This window comes from Candidatus Borkfalkia ceftriaxoniphila, assembly GCF_004134775.1.
In the GTDB taxonomy this organism is placed as follows: domain Bacteria; phylum Bacillota; class Clostridia; order Christensenellales; family Borkfalkiaceae; genus Borkfalkia; species Borkfalkia ceftriaxoniphila.
In genome coordinates, this window is the sequence record NZ_SDOZ01000002.1 from 228,503 (window position 1) to 248,322 (window position 19,820).

Sequence of the window (19,820 nt, forward strand, 5' to 3'; positions counted from 1 at the left end):
ACGATTCGTGCGCCGCGGCATTTTTTATGCAAGTTACATCGGAATGTAGGAAACGGATGCGCTGATCGTCATCATGATGAAGATGGAACAGCAAACGATCGCCCCTACCCAGACGCTGCCCGTAAGTTTATAGAAGATACGGTTGAAGATGGGCAGTATGAACATCATGACGACAAGGCTGAACACCATATTCACATATAGCCAGACCTCTGTGCCGTTGCCCCAGTAGCCGTAGAACGGCGCGCCCGTCATGAAGAAACAGACATAGTTGATGACCAGGATAAACGCAAGCCCGATGCTGTTCGCGAGCGCGCCCACTAGCAGGACTTTCCACTCCTTCCAGCCTTCGCGTCCGATGCTTCCGTTGACGCGGATCGCGTTGGAAACATAGAAGAGCAGGATCAGCGGGATATATTCGAGCGCCGTCACGAACATACGCGCGTTGAGCGGCGCGGCGGAGATCAGCATAAAGCGGAAATCCTGATGGAAGATCCAGTAGCACAACTGTACGAGGAAATAGAACGAGCAGAACAAAATGACGCACAAGAGAAGCATTTTCAACACGTTGAACAATACGCCGTGCCATTTTTCGCCGTGGATCTTGACGGGTTCGAGTTTCGCCCAATCGTAGACGGGCGTCGTTCCTTTCGCTTTGGCGCGGAGTTTCTCGTACAGATTTTCGACCAACGTCGTACCGTAATACAGCACAAGCCCGATCGCACCGTTGATGACCGCCCACAAGAGGATCGCGTTGATCATGCGCGCGGGGAATACGTAGGTAAACACGCTCGAAGAATTACCCGTGGGGAAGATCTCGATGGACAAATTCGCAAGCGGGATATAGTCGAGGCAGGCGATGATCGCCGTTAAGATCATCGTCGTCCAGAATACGACCTTATGTGCGAAAGTCTTCGGTTTCTGCACGGCGGCGACTGCCGCATCGGGCGGCGCGTCGGTCGGTTTTTCCGCACCGATTTCAGAGGCGTCGGCGACGGCTTCCCCTGCCGCGATCTCCGCGGTGCAGGCATCGGCAGCGGGGCCTTCCGCGACGCACGCCTTCGCTTTTTTGCCGTTCTTGATGGTCGCAAAGAAAGGAACGCCCATCAGCACCGCGCACAGCGCGATGACGAACGTAAACGCCGCCGCGAGCGCGAGCCCGTTGGACACCTCTTTTCCGAACCAGATCTGGCTGTAAGGATCGGTGCCCGATTCCATGCCGAGCGTTTCGTCGAAGAAAGAAAGCGTGTTTGCGATACTCGTCTTGTCGTACATCTCAAAGCAATGATTGATCTTCTCGCGATGAATGATGCGGTAAGTGCCCGCAGACATATCGCCGTAACCGTAATCGAGCGCAACTTCCTTGTAATCGTTCTTTGTGCCGCCCACTTCGTTGATAAAGCGGAGCATGATGACTTCCAGCGCGGAGGAATCCGTCTGGTAACGGAAACTTCCCTCGTCGTAATAGGCGTAAGAAAGCGCCGCGTTGCAGTTCAGATTTTTATACTTGTTTGCGGACGAGGCCTTGATATAGCCGGAAATGTACACAGATTTGATGATGCTTTCGCTGTAACTGTCGCCCGCGAAATCCGCCGCCAGCGTGCAGACGTTGCCGCCGCCCGCCGAATGGCCGACCGCGCCGAAACGCGACTTATCGCAGAACTTGAAATCGTCGGTGTTATTGTAGACGTACTGCACGAGATATTCCACGCCGTTCGCACCAGCCGTGGAAGTTTCCGTGGTACCGCCCTGACCGCCCGGATCGAGGCTGAATACGACGGCGCCGCGGCGGGAAAGTTCGATGCAATACTGCGCCATGGTCGCTTTGGTACGGGTGAACCCGGGAACGACGAACACCGTCGCCGCGGGATTTTCTTCCGTCGCGTTCGAAGGCACGTACATCGTGACGGAATACGTCGTATCGTTTTCCATCGTATAGGCTTTGCCGTGGATCTTGCCCTCGTTATAGGTTTCGGTCATTTCTTTCGTCAGCGTGAAATCGGAAACCTTGACGGAAAAACCCGACGTTTCGAAAATCATTGCCGAGAAACTGCACACGAACACCAACAGGAACGCGACGCACATGGTCACGAAACATTTCGTCTTATAGAAAGGTTTCTTTTTCTCAGGTTCCCGCTCGGGCGCAGGCTCCTCTTTCTGCGCGACGTTTTGGCGTATGACCACCAATTCGTCCTCTGTCTTGCGGAAATAAGCGATCGCGTTCAGAATGAACGAAGGCAGCGCCACGATACTTAAGATCCAGCAAATCAGATACAGCGTATTTTGTTTCTTTTCCAAAATCACGCCCGTCATCTTTTCGCGGATCGAAGTGACGGCAAAGCCGCCGTACAGACTTAAAAGCGCAAAGATCAGGAACAGCCAGTAAGTATAGTCGGAAAGTGCGAACGCGCTCGCGGCAGCGACGAACCAGATGGCCGAACAGACGTAACTGCATATCGACGCCGCTTTCATCAATTTTTTCTTTAAATACATATCGCCCCTCCTATACAACAGGCGCGAGCGCGTCTTTCGCGCCGCCCGAGATGATCCAGTCATAGACAAGGTTCACGATCTCTTCATCCGTAACTTTCACGCAACCACGGCTTTTGCCGCCCATTTCGATCCCTGTGGTGTTGGTAATATAATCGACACCCTCGACGAAATTAGCCTTATCCGCTAAATTTTTGCTGCTCGCCCACCCCATCATGATATCGACGTCCTTGTCTTCTCTTACCTTTGTACAGGACTCTTTGACATCTCCGATATATCCGCGGATAAGGATCTCACCGTCTTTGAGCGTTTGATTATTTTCCGCCAGATAGGTTTTCAAAGCATTTAAAAAATTATCCATAATAGCCTGCGTCAATCCCGACGTTTCGGGCAAATTGTACCACGCGATGACCAACACGGGTTCCGTAGGACCGGGATCGGGTTCCGGATCGGGTTCGGGTTCTACGGGAACGGTCGAATACGTGACGTGGATCCAGTCGTACACGAGATTGCAAAGTTCGGTATCCGTCTTTCTGGCGATATAGCGCTCTTTGCTGCCGATCTTGATATTGCCGATGTTTTCGAGGAAGTCGACCCCTTCGGTCATGCCGCCCGTGTTCGTCAGATTGTTCGAATTTGCCCAGCCGACCATAATATCGACGTCGCCGTCCTTCATGATCGCGCCGCAACTGGTACCGACGTCGCCCTCGTAACCGCGGATGTCGATAGACATGGTATCGGGTTTATATCCTTTGCTCGTCAAAAATTCGAACAGTGCCGTCTTGAATTCATCCATGGTCGCCTGATTGATACCGGAAGTGGTTTCCTTATTGTACCACGCGATCACGAGATCTCTCTTGGGGATCGCCGTATATGCGGCATAGAGCGTGACGCTCTGATTTTCGCCCGCGACGTAATCCTTTACGTCGTCATAGCGGATGAGTCCCGTATTTTCCGAAAGCAGGTCTTCGCTGTCCGTACCTTCCGTCCAATCCTCTTTGGGCGACCAGCCGGCAAACTTGTATCCCGCTTTCGTAGGTTCGGGGACGACGGCGTTGTTGAAAATGTTGACGGTATATGTACCGACATATTCCTCGCCGTTTCTGAGCACGACCTGCACGTCTTTCTCAAAAACTTTGACGAACGAACAACCGGATAATACCGCTAAACACGTTGCTATCGCGATCAGAATCGCGAGCCATCTCTTTTTCATCTTTCCTCCTTTTTATTTAAGAAGTTTTTTATTTATAAATATTTCAAGCCCCGAACACCGTTTCATAGGCGACGCCCCGTAAAAGCGCCGCGGTGTCGGATTCCAACGTTCCGTCAAAGGTCGTCTCTCTCACGTCGCATCCGAGAATGGTTGCGGCGTGCACGCACGCGGAAAGATACGCCCCGACGTAGGAAGGATGCTTGTTATCACCGAAATAAAGATTGATATCGGGATATTCGGTATAGACGGTGCTGAACGCCTTGCCGACCTGGCAGACCTGCAGATTCAATTCTCCCGCCGCCTTTTCATAGGCCTTGCGGATCTCCGCTTCCAGTTCGGGAATGGTTTCCTTTCTGGTTTCGGCAGCCTCGGCATAGCCCCAGGTGGAATACAGATAGATCTCGCAGTTTTCCTGCGTGCCCTTGATCTTCGCTTTCAAAGCGCGCACCGCAGATTCGAACGCGCTGTAATTCGTCAGCGGGCGGGTACTCTGTTCTTGCAGCACGACGACGTCGTATTCGTCCGTCGCATTTAGTTTGTCGGATACCTGCTTACCGTATTCATCCGTTTCGTCTGCAAATTTTGTGAGCGTCCAACTGCCGTTCGTCACGGAATCCACTTCCACCATCTCGCCGGCGCCCTCGGCGATCTGTCCGAACAGAGAGGGAATGTCGCTGTAATATGTGAAACTGTTGCCGATAAACAGCACGCGGATCGTTTCCCATACGACGGCAACGCCGTTTTTAAAGCGCCAGTATTCCCCGTCGGTCTGCGGTTTCGTTTCCGAATACAGAAAAACCTTTCTGCCGTCTTTCGCGTTCACCTGCGAATATGCGCATACCTGCGCGTCCTGCGGAAAAGACTTTTCCCCGACGGAAACCATGCTCCTGGGCAAAACGACCGATCCGACCGCACATTCGGCAAAAGCGTTGTCGCCGACGGCGGTGATCCCCTCTTCGATCGCGATTGAGGTGACTCTGCCCGATCTGTAATACCAGGGAGCCTCTTTCGCTGAGGCGTAATCGGGAATCGCTCCATTGCCCTCCACGGTCAAAATAAAGCCGTGTTTGCCGTTATCCGAAAAGCGCGCGGTCACACTGCCGTCTGCCGTCAGATTCCATGAGGGGAACTCTTCTTCCTTTGAACAGGCGCTCGTCAACAACAACGCGGCGACAACGGTGATCATTAAGAGAACGGCGACCGCATATGTCGAAAACTTTCTCATCCCATTCCTCCTGTATTCCATGAATGGTTCCTGTCAGGGCAAGATTTCTCTTGCCCTGACTTTTTTTATCCCGATAAAAAACTATTTGATTTTTGCGACGCCCGATGCGACAGCCGCCTCTGCCACTGCTTTCGCGACCGATTCGTGCACGCTGCGGTCGAACGCAGGCGGAAGTATATACTCGCGGGAAAGTTTATCGCTCCCCACGCACGCCGCAATGCCGCGCGCCGCCGCTTTCATCATTTCGATATTCACGGTCGTCGCCCGCACGTCCAGCGCGCCGCGGAACAGCCCGGGGAACACGAGCACGTTATTGATCTGGTTGGGATATTCGGAAGAACCCGTTCCCACGATATATGCGCCCGCTTCCTTCGCGTCGGCGGGATTGATCTCGGGTACGGGGTTGGCGCAGGGGAACAAAATGGAGCGTTCCGCCATGGATGCGACCATCTCTTTGCTCACGCAGTTGGCGACAGATACGCCGACGAACACGTCCGCGCCCTTCATCGCGTCCGCAAGCGTGCCCTGCTTTTTGCCGCGGTTGGTGATCTTCGCGATCTCCTGCTGCGCGGGGTTGACGCTCGTGTCGCCCTCGCAGATGATGCCGCGTCTTCCGCACATGACGATCTCTTGTACGCCGAACGCCAAAAGGAAACGCGCGATCGCGATGCCCGCGGCGCCCGCACCGTTGATGACCACGCGGATCTCCTCTATCTTCTTGTCCGCAAGTTTTAAAGCGTTCATGAGCGCGGCTGCGGTCACGATGGCTGTGCCGTGCTGGTCGTCATGAAATACGGGAATATCCAGATCCTCTTTCAAACGCCGTTCGATCTCGAAACAACGGGGCGCGGAAATATCTTCCAGATTGATGCCGCCGAAAGAACCCGCGATCAGTTCGATGGTGCGGATGATCTCTTCGGTATCTTTGGTCCTCAGGCAGATGGGGAACGCATCCACGCCGCCGTACGCCTTGAACAGGGCGCATTTGCCTTCCATGACGGGCATACCCGCTTCGGGACCGATATCGCCGAGCCCCAGAACGGCGGTGCCGTCCGTGATCACCGGAACGGTATTCCAGCGGCGCGTTAAATCGAAACTCTTTTCGACGTCGTCATGAATCGCCATACAAGGCTCGGCAACGCCGGGCGTGTATGCGAGCGAGAGGTCTTCGCGGCTCTCGACGGGAACGCGCACGACGGTCTCGATCTTGCCTCTCCATTCGGCATGTTTTTTCAACGACTCTTCTCTGTAATTCATGGTATCTCCTTATATTAAATAAAAATTATCTTACCTTTCTCGCTTTACATTATAAACCCAAAATGCTATAATGTAAAATGATAATAAAGCATTACTGCCATACTCAAATATTATGGCCGAGAATGGACATGATCAATTACGAATATTATAAAATTTTTTATTACGTAGGGAAATACAAGAGCATCACGAAAGCCGCGCAGATGCTGTATTCAAGCCAGCCCGCCGTGACGCGCATCATTCAAAAACTGGAAAACGAACTCGAATGCAAACTGTTCGTGCGCAGTCAGGCAGGCATGGATTTCACGCAGGAAGGCAAAACTCTGTTCGACTACGTAAGCATCGCCTATAACCAACTGGAACGGGGCGAGGACGAGATCCGCCGCTGCGCCGTCGGGGAAACGGGCACGATCTATATCGGCGCGTCGGTCACGAGTCTGCACGTCTTTTTGTTCGACGCGCTCGATCTGTTCCACTCCCGATATCCGAACGTGCGGCTGAAAATTCTGACGGGCTCGAACAACGGTACGCTCGAAAAACTGAAAAACGGGCTGGTTCACCTCGCTTTCGTTTCCACACCGTTCAATGCCTCGGGCGCGTTTAAGATATCGAGGATCAAAAAGTTCCACGATATTCTTATCGCGGGAAAGGATTTCGACGATCTGCGCGGAAAGACGCTCTCCGTGCAGGATCTGATCCGCTATCCGTTCGTGTGCCTGCGCCACGGCATGCAACTTCGGAAGTTCATCGACGACAGGTTTGCCGAAAGGAACCTTATCATTACGCCCGACGCGGAGGCGGACGGCGCCGATCTGCTCGTGCCGATGATACAGCATAACCTCGGACTGGGCTTTGTTCCCGAGGCAATGGCGGAAGACGCCGTCGGACGCGGCGAAGTGTTCCGCATACCGCTTACAGAAGAACTGCCCGCGCGCTATATCTGTATGCTGTACAACCCCTGTTATCCCCAGTCTACCGCCTCGGAAGAACTGATCAGAGAAATACAGAAAATTCCCGACGAAAAAGAATAAAACCAGTAAACGTTTCAAAACGAAAGAACACCGATTTTTCAATCGGTGTTCTTTTTAATTTTCAAAAGCGATCCGAACATGTTCCGCACCAAAAGGTCTTAAACGGTATGCGGGATCGTACATAGCGCAATTTCCGTGATCCCAAAGCCCTCGCATGGTAAAATGGACGGGAAAAACGCCTTCACGGAGGCGTACGGTATCCAGCACGAGCGCGTTGTCCTGCGCGCCGGCGAACCGAAATTCGGAAGCGATCTCCCGCTCTTCTTTGAAACGGGGAACCCGCTCGCCCGTACCGGGCAGCAAAAGGATACTTTCCCCGCCCTGCAATTCGAATTCGCGCGGATGACGATACGTCTTCAACGAAAGAAGGTCGGCGCGGGCGAATCCCCGGGGCACGCGGATATGCGCGGGCTCACGCTCTACGTTGACGATATACAGAAATTCGAATCCGTGTCCGACGCGGTACGTATATTCCGCCTTTCCGTCCGTTTCCACGGCCACGGCGCCCGCCGCGGCGATTTCCGCAAGATCCGCATTGCTCTTTAAAAAACCCCAGTCATCGGGCACGCCGTCGGTCATTTGGATTTCCGATTCGGAATAAACGCGCCCGCCCGCTTGCAGATATTGCCGCAGGATACGTTTCGTCGAGGGCGAAAGCGTTTCGCAGGCGGGTACGACGACATACGTATAATCCCGAAGCCCGATCCGAAGCGAATTTCCCGCAATCTTTCCGTGCTCCGCCATGATCTGTTCATCGGCAATATCATAAAGAATGCCGTATCGGTTGAGTTTTTCTTGCAGACGGGCAAACGATTCGTCCGTTTTACGGCAATCCGCTTCCCTCGACCGTTCATACGTGAGATAAACGCTTGCCATGGGGTTGACGACCAGACAGTTCGTCTGCGTGCGGGAATTCGCCAAAAGCCACCCCAGACGCGCGAAATAGCGATTGAAGCCACCGAAATGCTCCCACCAGGGCATGTGCCTGCTGAAACAGGGAGGATGATCGGTCTTGCCCTGCCCCGAAAGACTGTACGCAAAGAGGTGATGGCATAAGAGATTTACGCCGTGCACGTATTGTTTTTCGGCGATCGCCTTCAACTCCCGCGGCGTCGTGTCATATCCGCAGCAGCCGAAAGATTCGGTGAGCACCTGTTTTTTGCCGAGTTGTCCCGCCACCGAGCCGACCTGCCGCGCCATTAGTTTCGAAACGTTATATTTTGTAAGATTATCAATCCCGGGAATGTGTTCGTAAGCATAGGAGGGCGAACAGCCCGCGCAGCCGAGCATCTGCGTGGAGAGCAGCGTTTCTTCCACACTGTGGCCCGTAAGCATGCAGCCGTGCTCGTCGCACCACCGATACAATCTCTCGTAAAAATTATGCGTATATAGGCGGTTCAGCGCCGAATAATATTTTACGCGAAAGGAATAATCCCCCTTTTCGGCGGAAAATAAGTGAATGATCCCGTCCGCGATATCCTCGTGATATTGCGTGAAAAGGCGCAGGAACTTCTCTGCTCCACAACCCTCAGTATTTCGGAGATCGCGGCGGCGACAGGGTACGACAGCGTCCATAATTTTTACAAATTATTCAAAAAATACAACAACAGCACCCCGAACGAATTTCGCAAAAAATTCAGATAAGTAAAAAGCCGGCCACCGAAGCAATGCTTCGGTGGCCGGCTTTCATATTTTACAGACAACTTCGGACAGTTTCGTAAATTCTGTCCGCAATGACCCGCATTCCTCTGTCGCCCGGATGCGCCGCGACGCCGCTGTGGCTGAACAGACCGCCCGCCTTCATCGACGCATCGTCCCCCAGATCGCCGAGTTCGATCAGTTTTCCTCCTTTCGATACCGAAAGTTCCCGTATGCACTCGTCAACGACGGGATTTTTCCAGAAACACGTCGTAAACACCAGCGCCGCATCATTTGGCGCGATATATTCTGTCATCTGCCGCAAACAATTGTAAAACTGTTTTTTTTCGCACCTGCAGTCCACGTTTTCCCCGAAACGGAAAAGAATTATATTTGCGGAAAAATCCCGTATCGGATTCAGTTTTGCCAAATCGAACTGCACAAAAGTACGCTCCCATTCCGCGATCTGATTTACCATAAGGCAGTAATCCAGCCCCTCGCATTTTAAGGATGTTCCGAGCAGATGCACATAATCCTTATCTTCGCTGCTAGCAGCCATTCCGTACAATCCGAACCACCCGATCTCGGGAGACGGCCCGTGACGGGTAATAGAATTGCCTAAAACCGCGATTCGGATCTTTCCCTCTCGATTCCCGAGAAAAAAAATATTTTCATTTTCCTGCACTTGGTTTTCCGCTTTGACCGTATTTTCTTCAATACTATGCATGATCGAACCTCATTTAAAAACGTTAAGATCCTAGCGTCCGCACGATGCGATCGTCTATCTCTTTCAGGCAGTATTTCTGTTCGGAAGTCCATTCTTCCACGGGAGGCACATCCGCCCCGAAAACAGACCAGTTTCCGATAAAAGTAGGATTGACGCGCATATTTGTGTGCCGTATCACGTCGGCCAGATCTTCCAACCCTTCTAGCGGCAAAGTAAGAATACCGACCGTATCCGCAGTCATGCCCGCCTCGACCAGTTGACGGAGGGACAACTGCGAAGCATTCATAGCCTTCAGGCCCTTTGTCCGCATCAGATCGGGAACGACGTGGCGGAAATCGCCGCAGGAATGGATGACCAATCCGCCGAATTCATCCGCCATCTTTTCGATATATTTCCGATAATACCCTTGATAAAATTCGGGAGAAACCATAACAAGGCTGTCTATCGACATACTCGCACCCGTATTTTGCGGTACGTAATCCCATGCGAAAAGATGCGTTCCTATGAACAGTTCACCGCAAGTTTTCTGTTGCGCTTTCCAAAAACAGATAAAAGCATCGGAGATCAGCGACATTAACTTATCGTAGCGCGACGGCTCTTCATATGCGCAAACAAACAGATTATCGTAACCGAACATCTGCCCAGCAACGTCGAACGGCCCCTGCATATCGACGACGTGTACCGGAATTTCACCTTCTGTTTCGTCAATGATATAACTTTGCATATCCAGCCACATTTTCGCGACGGTGCCGTCGGTTATTTTTCCGCATTCCAAACGGTCGATATCCTTTGGAGAAAATAGTATTTTATCGCAGGTGGCGTCCCCGCCCCGAACGACTTCCTTCGCGCCGAACATATTCGGTATGGTGGATTGTCTGCAACCGCAGAATATGGAAGGTATAAAGTCATCGCCCACCTGTCCGCGTATAATGATTTCGTCAAGGCTCGCAAGCAGCCGCTCTTTTGCCGTATGCAGAGCATTGTATGCGTCAAACAGAGGCGGATAGTATACAAAAGGGCGCCTGTCCGCCCTCTTGTCCTTATCCCAAACGGATTCCCAACGCCTCTTCGACGCGGCGATACGCTCCGAGGGATAAAGTTGATGGATCAAATCCAATTTTTTTCGTATGCAATCTCTCATCATTGCGCTCCCATTTTTTCCGTCAGAAGGTAAATCCGGGATTCGCCGCGCGGATCATGGCTTTGAAATTTTCGGGGGGAACGTAATTCGGAATACTGTTACCCGTACCCAGCGCATAGCCTTTGCACTTTGTACGCTCGATCAGTTTTCTGCTGCGTTCGCCGACCTCTTCCGGCGGGCGGCGGCACACGAAATCCAGATCTACACCGCCCAGAACGGCGATCCGTCCGCCGAATCGCGCAAAGGCATCCTCGACCGGCAAGATCTTATCTTCATAAGAATGCTTTCCGTCATATCGCATACCGTCGATGATGTCGTCCATGACCCGTTCCAGATTTCCGCAGGAATGCAGGATTGCGGGTCTGCCGTTTTTATGGGCGATCTCCACGATCTTTTTATGATAGGGAAACACATATTTTCTCATATCTTCTTCGGAGAGCATCGTCCCGCTGTTGAATCCCCAGTCGTCATTGGATATGATCGCGCCCACACAATCGTAGCGAAGGCACCTTTCGTAATATCGGACGAGCCGATCCCCGACCGCTGCGAATATACGTCCGACGAGTTCCGGATCGTCATAGAGCATAAAGCACAGATTTTCGTACCCGACCAAAGAAATGACGTTTTCCAAAACCCCGCTCGGTCCGAACACGATCACTTTCATTCCCTGCGGTAACACCTTTTCGACCTCCGCCAAACGACCCGTGTCGCAAGCGTCCGGATCGAGAAACGGATATGCCTGAAAACTCTCCTCGTCCGTAATCACTCCGTGGCTCATGGAAACAGTGCGCCCCTGCGGGCGCACCACGGGAAACCCAAAGTCGGACGCATGCATCGTCGCATAATCGTACCCCACCTTTTTCATGGCAGGTATGATCATTTCGTAATTCCAAGAACAATCCCACAAAGACTTAGCCTTTTGCCCCGTCAGCCTTTCGCTGATCTCGTTGTCGAGATAAAACTCGAAAAGCGTAGGTCTATTCGGTTCTTTGCGCTGTAAAACCCGCAAAATATTATCAAAATCCGGTTCTCTGACCGCCGTATCCATTTTCATTTTCCTCCTGATACCGTGAAGGTTCGACTACTTCACGCGGCGGATGCTTTCCCTCATAAACAACTTTGTCTTTACGTATTCCGTACGGGCTTCCGCTCCGCCGCTGCTTGCAAGAAAAAGTTCCACCAATTTTTTTCCGTATTCGATCTTATCGTACCCGATCGACGAAAGCGACGGCGAGATATATTCGTTGAACGCCATATCGTCGAACCCGACGACGGAGATACGGTCGATCAGCCCCGTCTGATTAAAATATTTGACGGCGCCGATCGCCATCAAGTCATTCGTCGTCAAAATAGCGCTCGCGGCCAAATTTTCATTGCACAGCCGTTCCGCCAGGCGACGCCCCGTTTCAAGCGACGCCCCGCCGTTCGCATCGTCGATCAAATATTTTGCCGAACGGCCGAAGATCTTTTGATAACAGTCGGCAAAGATCTTCAATCGCCTGTCATATTTATCGTCAAGTCCGAAACAGGACAGCATGACGATATCTTTATGTCCGCGCTCACGCAATGCGAGCAGCGTTTCTTCCATACCACTGGTATAATCGGGTTCGAGTTGCATATATTTATCCGAAATCTCTCCCGCACTGTGGGTTATCACCAGTTTGACGTCGTGATTATCGAGATCGCATATATTTTTTTCGCCCAACTTTTCTTTAAAGGTCAAGAGGATCACGCCGTCGACCCGTCTCGCGATGATCTGTTTCGCTACGGAATCGCCGTCCATCGCGATATCGAAAATCAAAACGGAATAATTTTTCGCCTTTGCTGCCCGTTCTACGCCGCTGATGATCTCACTGTAATTCGGGTTTCCCAAATCATCGCAGATGATCGCAAGCGACATCGTCTTTTTTTGCGAAAGTCCTCTGGCTACCATATTCGGAACATAATTCAGTTCTCCTATGGCAGCCTCGATCTTATCCGCGCTTTCCTTGGACACTCCCCTCGTCTTATTCAGATAGCATGAAACAGTCTGTTTACAGACACCGGCGCGTTGCGCGACCATTTCTCTGGTCACTTTTATACCGTTCATCGAATCTCAACCTGTAATTTGCCTTTTTTCAGCAAATATTCCTTACCGTATATTGATATCTGTGCGGGAGGCCCGCTCAACTTCGATATCGATATAATATTACCACATATTTCCATTTTAATCAAGCCGCTTTTGTAAAAAAACCTCAGCCGCACGCTCTTCCACCAAGGCAGCCGTTTGGGACAAAGGCGTATCCCGTCCTCCCCGCACACGCATCCGAATATCCCACGGAACACGGAATACCATACCCCTGCGGCGCACCCGCTGTGTATCCCGTCTTCCGATCCGCCGTGCAGATTTTTCAGATCAATCTCCGCAGTCTTTTTCAGATATTCGTAAAAAGACAGCAGCCTGTCGTTATCGATGCTGGCGATCGCATGCGGCGCGTACGAAAGGGAAGAACTGCATTCGCACATCTTTTCGTAATAATCGAAATTCCGCGCGTAATATTTCTCGTCCATGTCCACATTGTTGTATGTATAGAGCATGACGACGTCAGGCTGCTTGATAAACTGGCTTTGATGATAGCCCTTATGTTTCATCTGGGAGCCCTGCACGTATTTTGTCGTTTCCGAATCCCGCAGCAATCCGAAATAACCGTCGAATTGCGGTATCATACCGTTTTCGTCGACGGGAAGATAGATCTCATCGCTGAGCTTCTCCAATTTGCGCGCAAGATCGCCGCCCGCGCCGATCTTCCCGAAATCAAAGGAGTCTGCCCGTTCCCGCAAGATACGGCACCCCCGATCGGCGATATATCGGACCATATAATTCGTGTACGCGTCGTTATTCACGAACGGATGGTGTTCGTCCGTTCCCGTCACGCGCAGAATTTCAAAGCCGCGCTCTGTTTTTACGACTCGGCTCAGCCAATATTCCAGACAAGCGAACAAGATCTCGTATCCGTATTTTTCCATAAAATCACGATCGCCCGTCGCGGCATCGTAATTCAGGACGGAAAACGCGACGTCGGCCGAGATGTGATCCTGCATAAACGGATGATTGCAGAAAGACCAGACGCACTCTTCTCCCGTAACGCCCGAACAGAACGCGTACCTTGCCCCGCGGAAACCGGCATTTTCGGCATTTTTTCGCGCCTGCGCCAGAGTTTTATACCGATATTCCAGCAAATGCCGCGCAATCTGCGGTGCGGTATAAATAAAGTACGGCATCTGATAGATCTCACTGTCCCACCAGACGTACTGGTGGTATTGTTCGCCTGTGAGCCCTTTTGCCCCGACGCCGTGGACGCTGTCGGCTTTACACGCGGAGATGAGCGTTTGCCAGCAGGAAAACGCGGCAGCCCGCGCCATTTCGTCGTCGCCTTCTATTTCCGCGTTGCCTCTTTCAAACGCGGGGCGATAGGCGGAAAGATGGACTTTGTATTTTGCGTCATACGTACCCGGCGTTTCCCGCAGGCGACGCTCTATCCACGCGCCGAGCGGCTGACAGGTATCGCGCGAAGTGACGACACAGGTGATTTTTTCCAGCACACACTTTCCGCTGCCGCTGTATTTTACGCAGAGTATCCCCTGTTCGTCTGCTTTTTCAGCCGTATAATTTCCCGTCAACGTATTTTCAACGGCAAAAGCGCAGGCAAAAGCGTAACGGTTTCCGCTTTCGATCTCCGCGCGGATACTCTGTCCCCGTACCGACTGCGAAAGAATTTTCGTGACGCGCTGCCCGTTCGTCTTCGCGCGAAGATCCATACCGCTGCTTATTTCTATTTGTTTTCCGTGATTGACGGGCGTTACCGTTACTTTCTGACAATAGAAGTGCTCGTCGGCATAGGAAGCAAAGCGTTCGAAGCGTAAATCCGTGATATCTCCCGACGCATTTTTCCAACGTACTCGGCGTACGAGCGTGCCCGTCCGAAAGTCCAGTTCCCTGCGATAAGATAAAACAGTGCCCTCGTGCATCTGAAAAAGTTCTCCGCCGATGGCGATACGCACGGTCAAGATATCCGCAAGATTGACGCCGCATTCCGTCTTTTCGAAATCTTTCAGCCGCTCTTCGTTGAAGTAATACTTCTTCATATAGTAATCGTCGGGAACGGGAGTGCATATTTCCGTGATCTCATCTAAAATGCCGCGCACGTACAGCCCCTGTACGCCGAGCGTAGAGTATTCCTCGAAACTGCCGCGTACACCCATATATCCGTTGCCGGTGGCAAAAAGAGTGGCGTGATGCCGCTCTTTTGCCATATCGTATTTTTCCTCGGTCAAAACATACCGCATATCGCGCATTTTATTCTCTTCCTTTCAAAAATAAAACGGGAACCGTCATCGCGGAGGCGCGCCCCTCGGCGGTCAGTTGGAAAACGAATCTGTTTTTCAGTTTGGGATTCCCCTCCGTGCTGAACGTAAAGTCCATTTCGCACGACGGGTCGCCGTACGTATTCCGGGACAAATACACGTATCCCTCCGCATAATCGGTCGCAAACCCCTCTTCCGCAAACCAGCGATAGGCGACGTTTTCCGTGACGCGGAATTTATTTTCTACGCGGATACGCACTTTACCGCTGTTTCCTTTCAGATAAATACCATCCGGATAACTTACCGCTATCTCAAAAAACTTGAAATCGTATACGGCGCAGTCCGCGCGGGCGTATAATTTATTCCTCAGCAACGGAGGACATATCAGGTCCGTAACGGGCGTAGTTCCCAGATTCAAGTCGTTCAGCGCGTCGCTCATGCGCATAAGCCGCATCGTCCTCTCGGTCAGTTCCTCCACGGTCTTCGGCACCATTCCTTCGATCTCCCCGTGATTTAAGCACAAAGTCGAGATCTGAGAACCAATGGGCCGCAACCACTTTTCGGGTATCTTTTCCGCCCCGTAAATAATGCCCAGCATCGAGCCGAGCGTCGCCGCGGTACAGTCGGTATCCTCGCCGCAGTTGACCGCATAACACAAAGTGTTTCCGAAATCCCCCTGCCCGTACAAAAGACCGATCATGATGATCCCGAAATTGTCTACCACGTCGTAGCCCTTGACGCCGTCGGCAAACCCCATTTCCCGATCCCGCTCGTCACAGAGCACGACGATCTTTTTCCCGTCGTCATAACTGAACGGAGCGCCGCGATAGAGCCGAAGAACCTCGTCGCGCGCTTCCAGATACGATTTTCCGCTGCGGTAACAATCCTGTACCAGCCGCGTTACCGCCGCAACGTCGCACCCTTCGGGAATATAGCTTAAGCCGATCTCGATCAGTTTGTTTACGTCGCTCTCCACGAACGCCGCCGCCTCCATGGCGGCGACCATCACAGCCGCATACGTACCCTCGGTATTTCCGCCGTGATCGATGGCGGAATCCGCCATCATGTAACGGACGGCAAGTTCGGGCGTTCCGGCGGCGATGCACGCCCAGATCTCGCTGCGGATATAACTGCCGCAACTGTGCCGGTAAGCGTTATTTTCCAGGCCGCAGAAAGGAGACTCCATACCGAGTTTCATGTTCGTCTTCGCCGTACCGTATTCCCCCCAGTGCGGCGTGACGAAAATACTGAAATAATAAGCCAGATCGCGCGTGTCAACGTTCAGTTTGCGTTCTTCCAGGGCGATCAGCCAAAGCAACTGAATATCCAAGTCGTCATTCGGAAGCGCCTTCCCTCCCAGATCCTGCGTATAATCCGTCACATGGTTGATCTGGCGCCGCCACTCGAACGGCGCGCCCAAGGTACCTCCGATATTTTTGCCGAACCAACAGCCTAAAACTTTGTTTTGAATACTTTTTTCATTTACGATCATTATTTTTACCGCCTTATATTTATTTAACCTTTGACCGCTCCTGCCGCGACCCCTTCGATAAAATATTTTGAAAGGAAACTATACAGCAGAATAATGGGAACCGTCATAATGCACAGCCCCGCGCACAGAACACCGTAGTTTGAATTGTTTTGAGACTGGAAATTGATCAATCCCAACGGCAGCGTCTTTGCGCTTTCGTTGGTCGTAATTGTGATCAACGGCCAGAAAAAATCACTCCAGGTCGCCGTAAAAGTCTGAATCGCGACGAACGTCAGCATCGGGATCATTAAGACCAGATCGATATACCAGAAGATCCCGAAAATGCCCGCCCCGTCCAGAAGCGCCGCTTCATGCAGTTCTTTGGGAATTTTCTTTGCGTACCCCATACCCAAAAGAGCGCCCAGCCCCGCCGGGCCCAATAAGCCGGGCACGATCAACGCCCATATCGTATCGAGCAGGTGCAATTCTCTTGCCAGCAGGAACGTGGGGATCCCCGTGATCTCGCCCGTAAAAAACATCGTGGACATAATGACCGCCATGACGATTTTCCAGCCCTTGATCTTCAATACCGCGACGCAGTATGCCACAAGGCCGCTCATAAAGACCTTGGCGACGACCGTAACGCCCGTTACGAGCACCGAATTTAAAAAATACGTCGAAAAATTGCCGTCTATCCACGCCTGCGCATAGTTTTCCGGATGCGCGAACGAGATGGAAAAAGGACTCTCCAAAAATTCCCCGTACGTTTTAAAAGAAGTGGAAAACACGAACAGCAGCGGATACAGTACCAAAACTGTGAGCAATAGCATGATCGTCCACGTAACCGCGGTCCCCGTATATTTTTTAACTTTGCGGACCGTCCTGCTCTGCTGTCTTACTGCCTGCGCCATACCATTTTCACGCATCGATCTTATCCTCCGTTTTGCCGAGCAGCCAGTTTAAAGACAGGCTGATCGCAGCGATAATGACGGACAAAATAATGGACATCGTGACTGCGCGGCAAAACGTTTTGAATTTGTACGCGGTACGCCATATATACAGCCCGACCACATAGAGCCCGTGATCGCCCGTCCCGTTCGTAAACAGGTAAAACAAGTCGAAAGATTTTAATCCGCCCATGATGGAGAGCAACAGATTCACTGAGGTGGAACTCCACGAAAGCGGCAGGATAAACCGCCACAGAATCATCCACTTTCCCGCGCCGTCGATCGTGGCGCCTTCGAGCACGTCGCGCGAAATGGCGTTCATCGCGATAAAATAGATGATCGTCGTCACGCCCAGATATTGCCAGGTATTGACGAATATCACGGACCCGAGGGCGATATTTTCATCCGCCAGCCAAAGCGGCAGGTTTTTGAATCCCATATTCGTAAGCAATACGTCTATCAAACCTACGTTCGGCTCGAAGAAAAACGTCCACATTACGCTTACGACGGCCGCAGGCAGCAGCACGGGAATATAGATGAGTACTTTATAGATCGCCTGCGCCTTGGGATTCATATTGTACAGCGTATAAGCGAGAAAAAAGCCCAAGACCGTCTGGATCGACGTGGATATAAAGGTAAATTTGATACTCGTCCATACGGATACCCAGAATTGCGATCCCGCCGCGCTGAACAGCCACGCATAGTTGCCCCCACCGATAAAGCGGACGTTGTAAAATACGAATTTCCAGTTCGTAAAACTCATGATCAGGGAGAATACGACGGGATACAGGATGAACAGAGCGATCCCGACGACGGTAGGGATCATCAAAAGCCAGCCGACTATGTTTGCCTGACGCTGAATGGATCTTACATTAACCATCTTTTCCCCTCGATCAATTCAACCAACTCCGATCAAAATCTTTCTTGGGATTTTGACGGGGGTACCAATCGACAGGGGGATCGTTGATCAGCGTATCCTGCATATCCATATACACGTTATCGTTCAAAAGTTTGATCGTTTCTGCGGCTGTCAGACCGGAGGTTCCCGCAATGTAAGCAGACATAATGGTGTTATTGCCCGCCGAATGATCGCCCGTCATATAATCGATACCGGTGGCGTACGCTCCGACATATTTGTATTCTTCCGCAAACGCCGCATAGGTGGCGTCGTGATATTCTACATTCTTGTTCACGATAATGGACTGCGTTCTGTCGGCAAGAATCTGCTGCACTTCGTCGCTGACCAGATAGCGGATCAGCATGAGCGAAGCCGCCATTTCATCCTTGCTCGCAACGGGGCTGTACGAAATGCCGTCGTACCCGCCGAATACATATTTGACTTCATCGGAAATCACTTCGGGCGCGGGAATCGCGAACGCGTCGATCTGATCGTTCGGCATGATCGAAGTGATGTCGCCCAGATTATTGACGTTCGCGAATACCATGGCGGCATTGCGCGAAGTAAACTGCTTGATGGCGCCCGAACTTGAAACAGCGATCGCTCCCCTGCCGAAATATTCCTGTTTGTACCAATCGCGCACCTTTTCGTACACCGCTACCGCATCCGAAATATCCTCGTCCGGTTCCAGGCGGCCGACCTGATATCCGGGTTCGTCGACGCTGCCGTCCAAGACGGAAAGGAACAGCGACATGGCGTTGATGAGATACGTGATCTGGTCGTCCTGTCCGCCCGCAGCCAAAGGAATATAATCGCCGTCGGCGTATATTTTGTCCATAAGTTGTTCAAATTCCTCGAACGTATCAGGTTTTTCCCAACCTTTTTCCTCAAAGAGCGTCTTATTATAAAAAACCAGTTCCCCCGTCGCGCGGAACGGCACAGAATAATAATTTCCGTTGATGTTCCCCATTTCCCACGCATCGGGCTGAATGAACGAATCGACGATCTCATCGTGCAGATTGTTGAGCGTTCCCGCCATCACGCCGTCGGATGCGGACACCAGCGGGTTCATATAGTGAGTGTAAAATATGTACACGTTCGGCAGTTTTCCGCTGATAAAGGCTGCTTGCAGCACCTGTTCGATCTGGTCATACGGCGTGATCGAAATTTCCACGGTTATATTCGGATACTTTTTTTCAAACCCGTCGATAATGCTTTGGATCGCCGCGGAATGTTCGCTCCACATATGCATAAACGAAATTTTGACTTCCGTATTCGGATCGAGGCCGTCGATCGGTTCATCGCCGATCTCAGTCTGATCACATCCGGCAAACATAAAGCAACAGGCCAACAGGGCGCCGAACAGCAGCGCCAAAATTTTTTTCATAAACTTCCTCCTGAATTTTCAAACGTTCGGCATTTTCCGCCGACGGATCCGCCCGTA

General features: G+C 51.8%; 16 protein-coding genes. 2 read left to right on the plus strand and 14 right to left on the minus strand.

What is annotated here, in order from left to right:
- Window positions 1-33: 33 nt before the first annotated feature.
- The 4 genes from ESZ91_RS01200 to ESZ91_RS01215 all read right to left on the minus strand — a co-directional run bounded on the left by ESZ91_RS01200 (window position 34) and on the right by ESZ91_RS01215 (window position 6,182).
- A complete protein-coding gene (locus tag ESZ91_RS01200) occupies window positions 34-2,490 on the minus strand; it encodes an alpha/beta hydrolase family protein (RefSeq protein WP_129223298.1) in 2,457 nt (818 codons plus the stop codon).
- A 10-nt stretch (window positions 2,491-2,500) separates the two neighbouring features.
- The gene (locus ESZ91_RS01205) at window positions 2,501-3,700 is read right to left on the minus strand and encodes an InlB B-repeat-containing protein (protein ID WP_129223300.1); all 1,200 of its coding nucleotides are present in this window, start codon (window positions 3,698-3,700) and stop codon (window positions 2,501-2,503) included.
- 43 nt (window positions 3,701-3,743) lie between these two features.
- Window positions 3,744-4,925: a DUF4886 domain-containing protein gene (locus ESZ91_RS01210; RefSeq protein WP_129223302.1), complete on the minus strand. Its 1,182-nt coding sequence runs from the start codon at window positions 4,923-4,925 to the stop codon at window positions 3,744-3,746.
- 81 nt (window positions 4,926-5,006) lie between these two features.
- Window positions 5,007-6,182: an NAD(P)-dependent malic enzyme gene (locus tag ESZ91_RS01215; RefSeq protein ID WP_129223304.1), complete on the minus strand. Its 1,176-nt coding sequence runs from the start codon at window positions 6,180-6,182 to the stop codon at window positions 5,007-5,009.
- Between the two features lie 128 nt (window positions 6,183-6,310).
- On the opposite strand from ESZ91_RS01215, the gene ESZ91_RS01220 reads away from it, so the two are divergent.
- Complete coding sequence (locus tag ESZ91_RS01220; RefSeq protein WP_161970994.1) at window positions 6,311-7,210, plus strand: LysR family transcriptional regulator; 900 nt, start codon at window positions 6,311-6,313, stop codon at window positions 7,208-7,210.
- Window positions 7,211-7,264: 54 nt separating this feature from the next.
- On the opposite strand, the gene ESZ91_RS01225 is transcribed toward ESZ91_RS01220, so the two are convergent.
- Complete coding sequence (locus tag ESZ91_RS01225; RefSeq protein ID WP_161970995.1) at window positions 7,265-8,575, minus strand: glycosyl hydrolase; 1,311 nt, start codon at window positions 8,573-8,575, stop codon at window positions 7,265-7,267.
- Window positions 8,576-8,665: 90 nt separating this feature from the next.
- On the opposite strand from ESZ91_RS01225, the gene ESZ91_RS01230 reads away from it, so the two are divergent.
- Window positions 8,666-8,854 (plus strand): helix-turn-helix domain-containing protein, encoded by a 189-nt coding sequence (locus ESZ91_RS01230; RefSeq protein ID WP_129223310.1) that lies wholly within the window; start codon window positions 8,666-8,668, stop codon window positions 8,852-8,854.
- Between the two features lie 49 nt (window positions 8,855-8,903).
- On the opposite strand, the gene ESZ91_RS01235 is transcribed toward ESZ91_RS01230, so the two are convergent.
- The 9 genes from ESZ91_RS01235 to ESZ91_RS01275 are packed head-to-tail and all read right to left on the minus strand — an operon-like array spanning window position 8,904 to window position 19,763.
- Entirely contained in the window at window positions 8,904-9,575 is a 672-nt protein-coding gene (locus ESZ91_RS01235) for an SGNH/GDSL hydrolase family protein (RefSeq protein WP_129223312.1), read from the minus strand.
- 22 nt (window positions 9,576-9,597) lie between these two features.
- The gene (locus tag ESZ91_RS01240) at window positions 9,598-10,719 is read right to left on the minus strand and encodes a uroporphyrinogen decarboxylase family protein (RefSeq protein ID WP_129223314.1); all 1,122 of its coding nucleotides are present in this window, start codon (window positions 10,717-10,719) and stop codon (window positions 9,598-9,600) included.
- 19 nt (window positions 10,720-10,738) lie between these two features.
- A complete protein-coding gene (locus tag ESZ91_RS01245; RefSeq protein ID WP_129223316.1) occupies window positions 10,739-11,770 on the minus strand; it encodes a uroporphyrinogen decarboxylase family protein in 1,032 nt (343 codons plus the stop codon).
- A 27-nt stretch (window positions 11,771-11,797) separates the two neighbouring features.
- The gene (locus tag ESZ91_RS01250) at window positions 11,798-12,805 is read right to left on the minus strand and encodes a LacI family DNA-binding transcriptional regulator (protein WP_129223318.1); all 1,008 of its coding nucleotides are present in this window, start codon (window positions 12,803-12,805) and stop codon (window positions 11,798-11,800) included.
- A complete protein-coding gene (locus tag ESZ91_RS01255; RefSeq protein WP_129223320.1) occupies window positions 12,802-15,051 on the minus strand; it encodes a glycoside hydrolase family 65 protein in 2,250 nt (749 codons plus the stop codon). Before ESZ91_RS01255 ends, ESZ91_RS01250 begins: the two co-directional genes overlap by 4 nt.
- Before the next feature lies 1 nt (window position 15,052).
- Entirely contained in the window at window positions 15,053-16,552 is a 1,500-nt protein-coding gene (locus ESZ91_RS01260) for an ADP-ribosylglycohydrolase family protein (protein WP_129223322.1), read from the minus strand.
- Between the two features lie 23 nt (window positions 16,553-16,575).
- Window positions 16,576-17,457 carry a carbohydrate ABC transporter permease gene (locus ESZ91_RS01265; RefSeq protein WP_129223324.1) on the minus strand — a complete coding sequence of 294 codons (882 nt, stop codon included), beginning with the start codon at window positions 17,455-17,457 and terminating at the stop codon, window positions 16,576-16,578.
- Window positions 17,450-18,358, minus strand: a complete 909-nt coding sequence (locus ESZ91_RS01270; RefSeq protein ID WP_129223326.1) for a carbohydrate ABC transporter permease — start codon at window positions 18,356-18,358, stop codon at window positions 17,450-17,452. The genes ESZ91_RS01265 and ESZ91_RS01270 overlap by 8 nt, the downstream gene beginning before the upstream one ends.
- Window positions 18,359-18,371: 13 nt before the next feature.
- Entirely contained in the window at window positions 18,372-19,763 is a 1,392-nt protein-coding gene (locus tag ESZ91_RS01275) for an ABC transporter substrate-binding protein (protein WP_129223328.1), read from the minus strand.
- Window positions 19,764-19,820 lie beyond the last annotated feature (57 nt).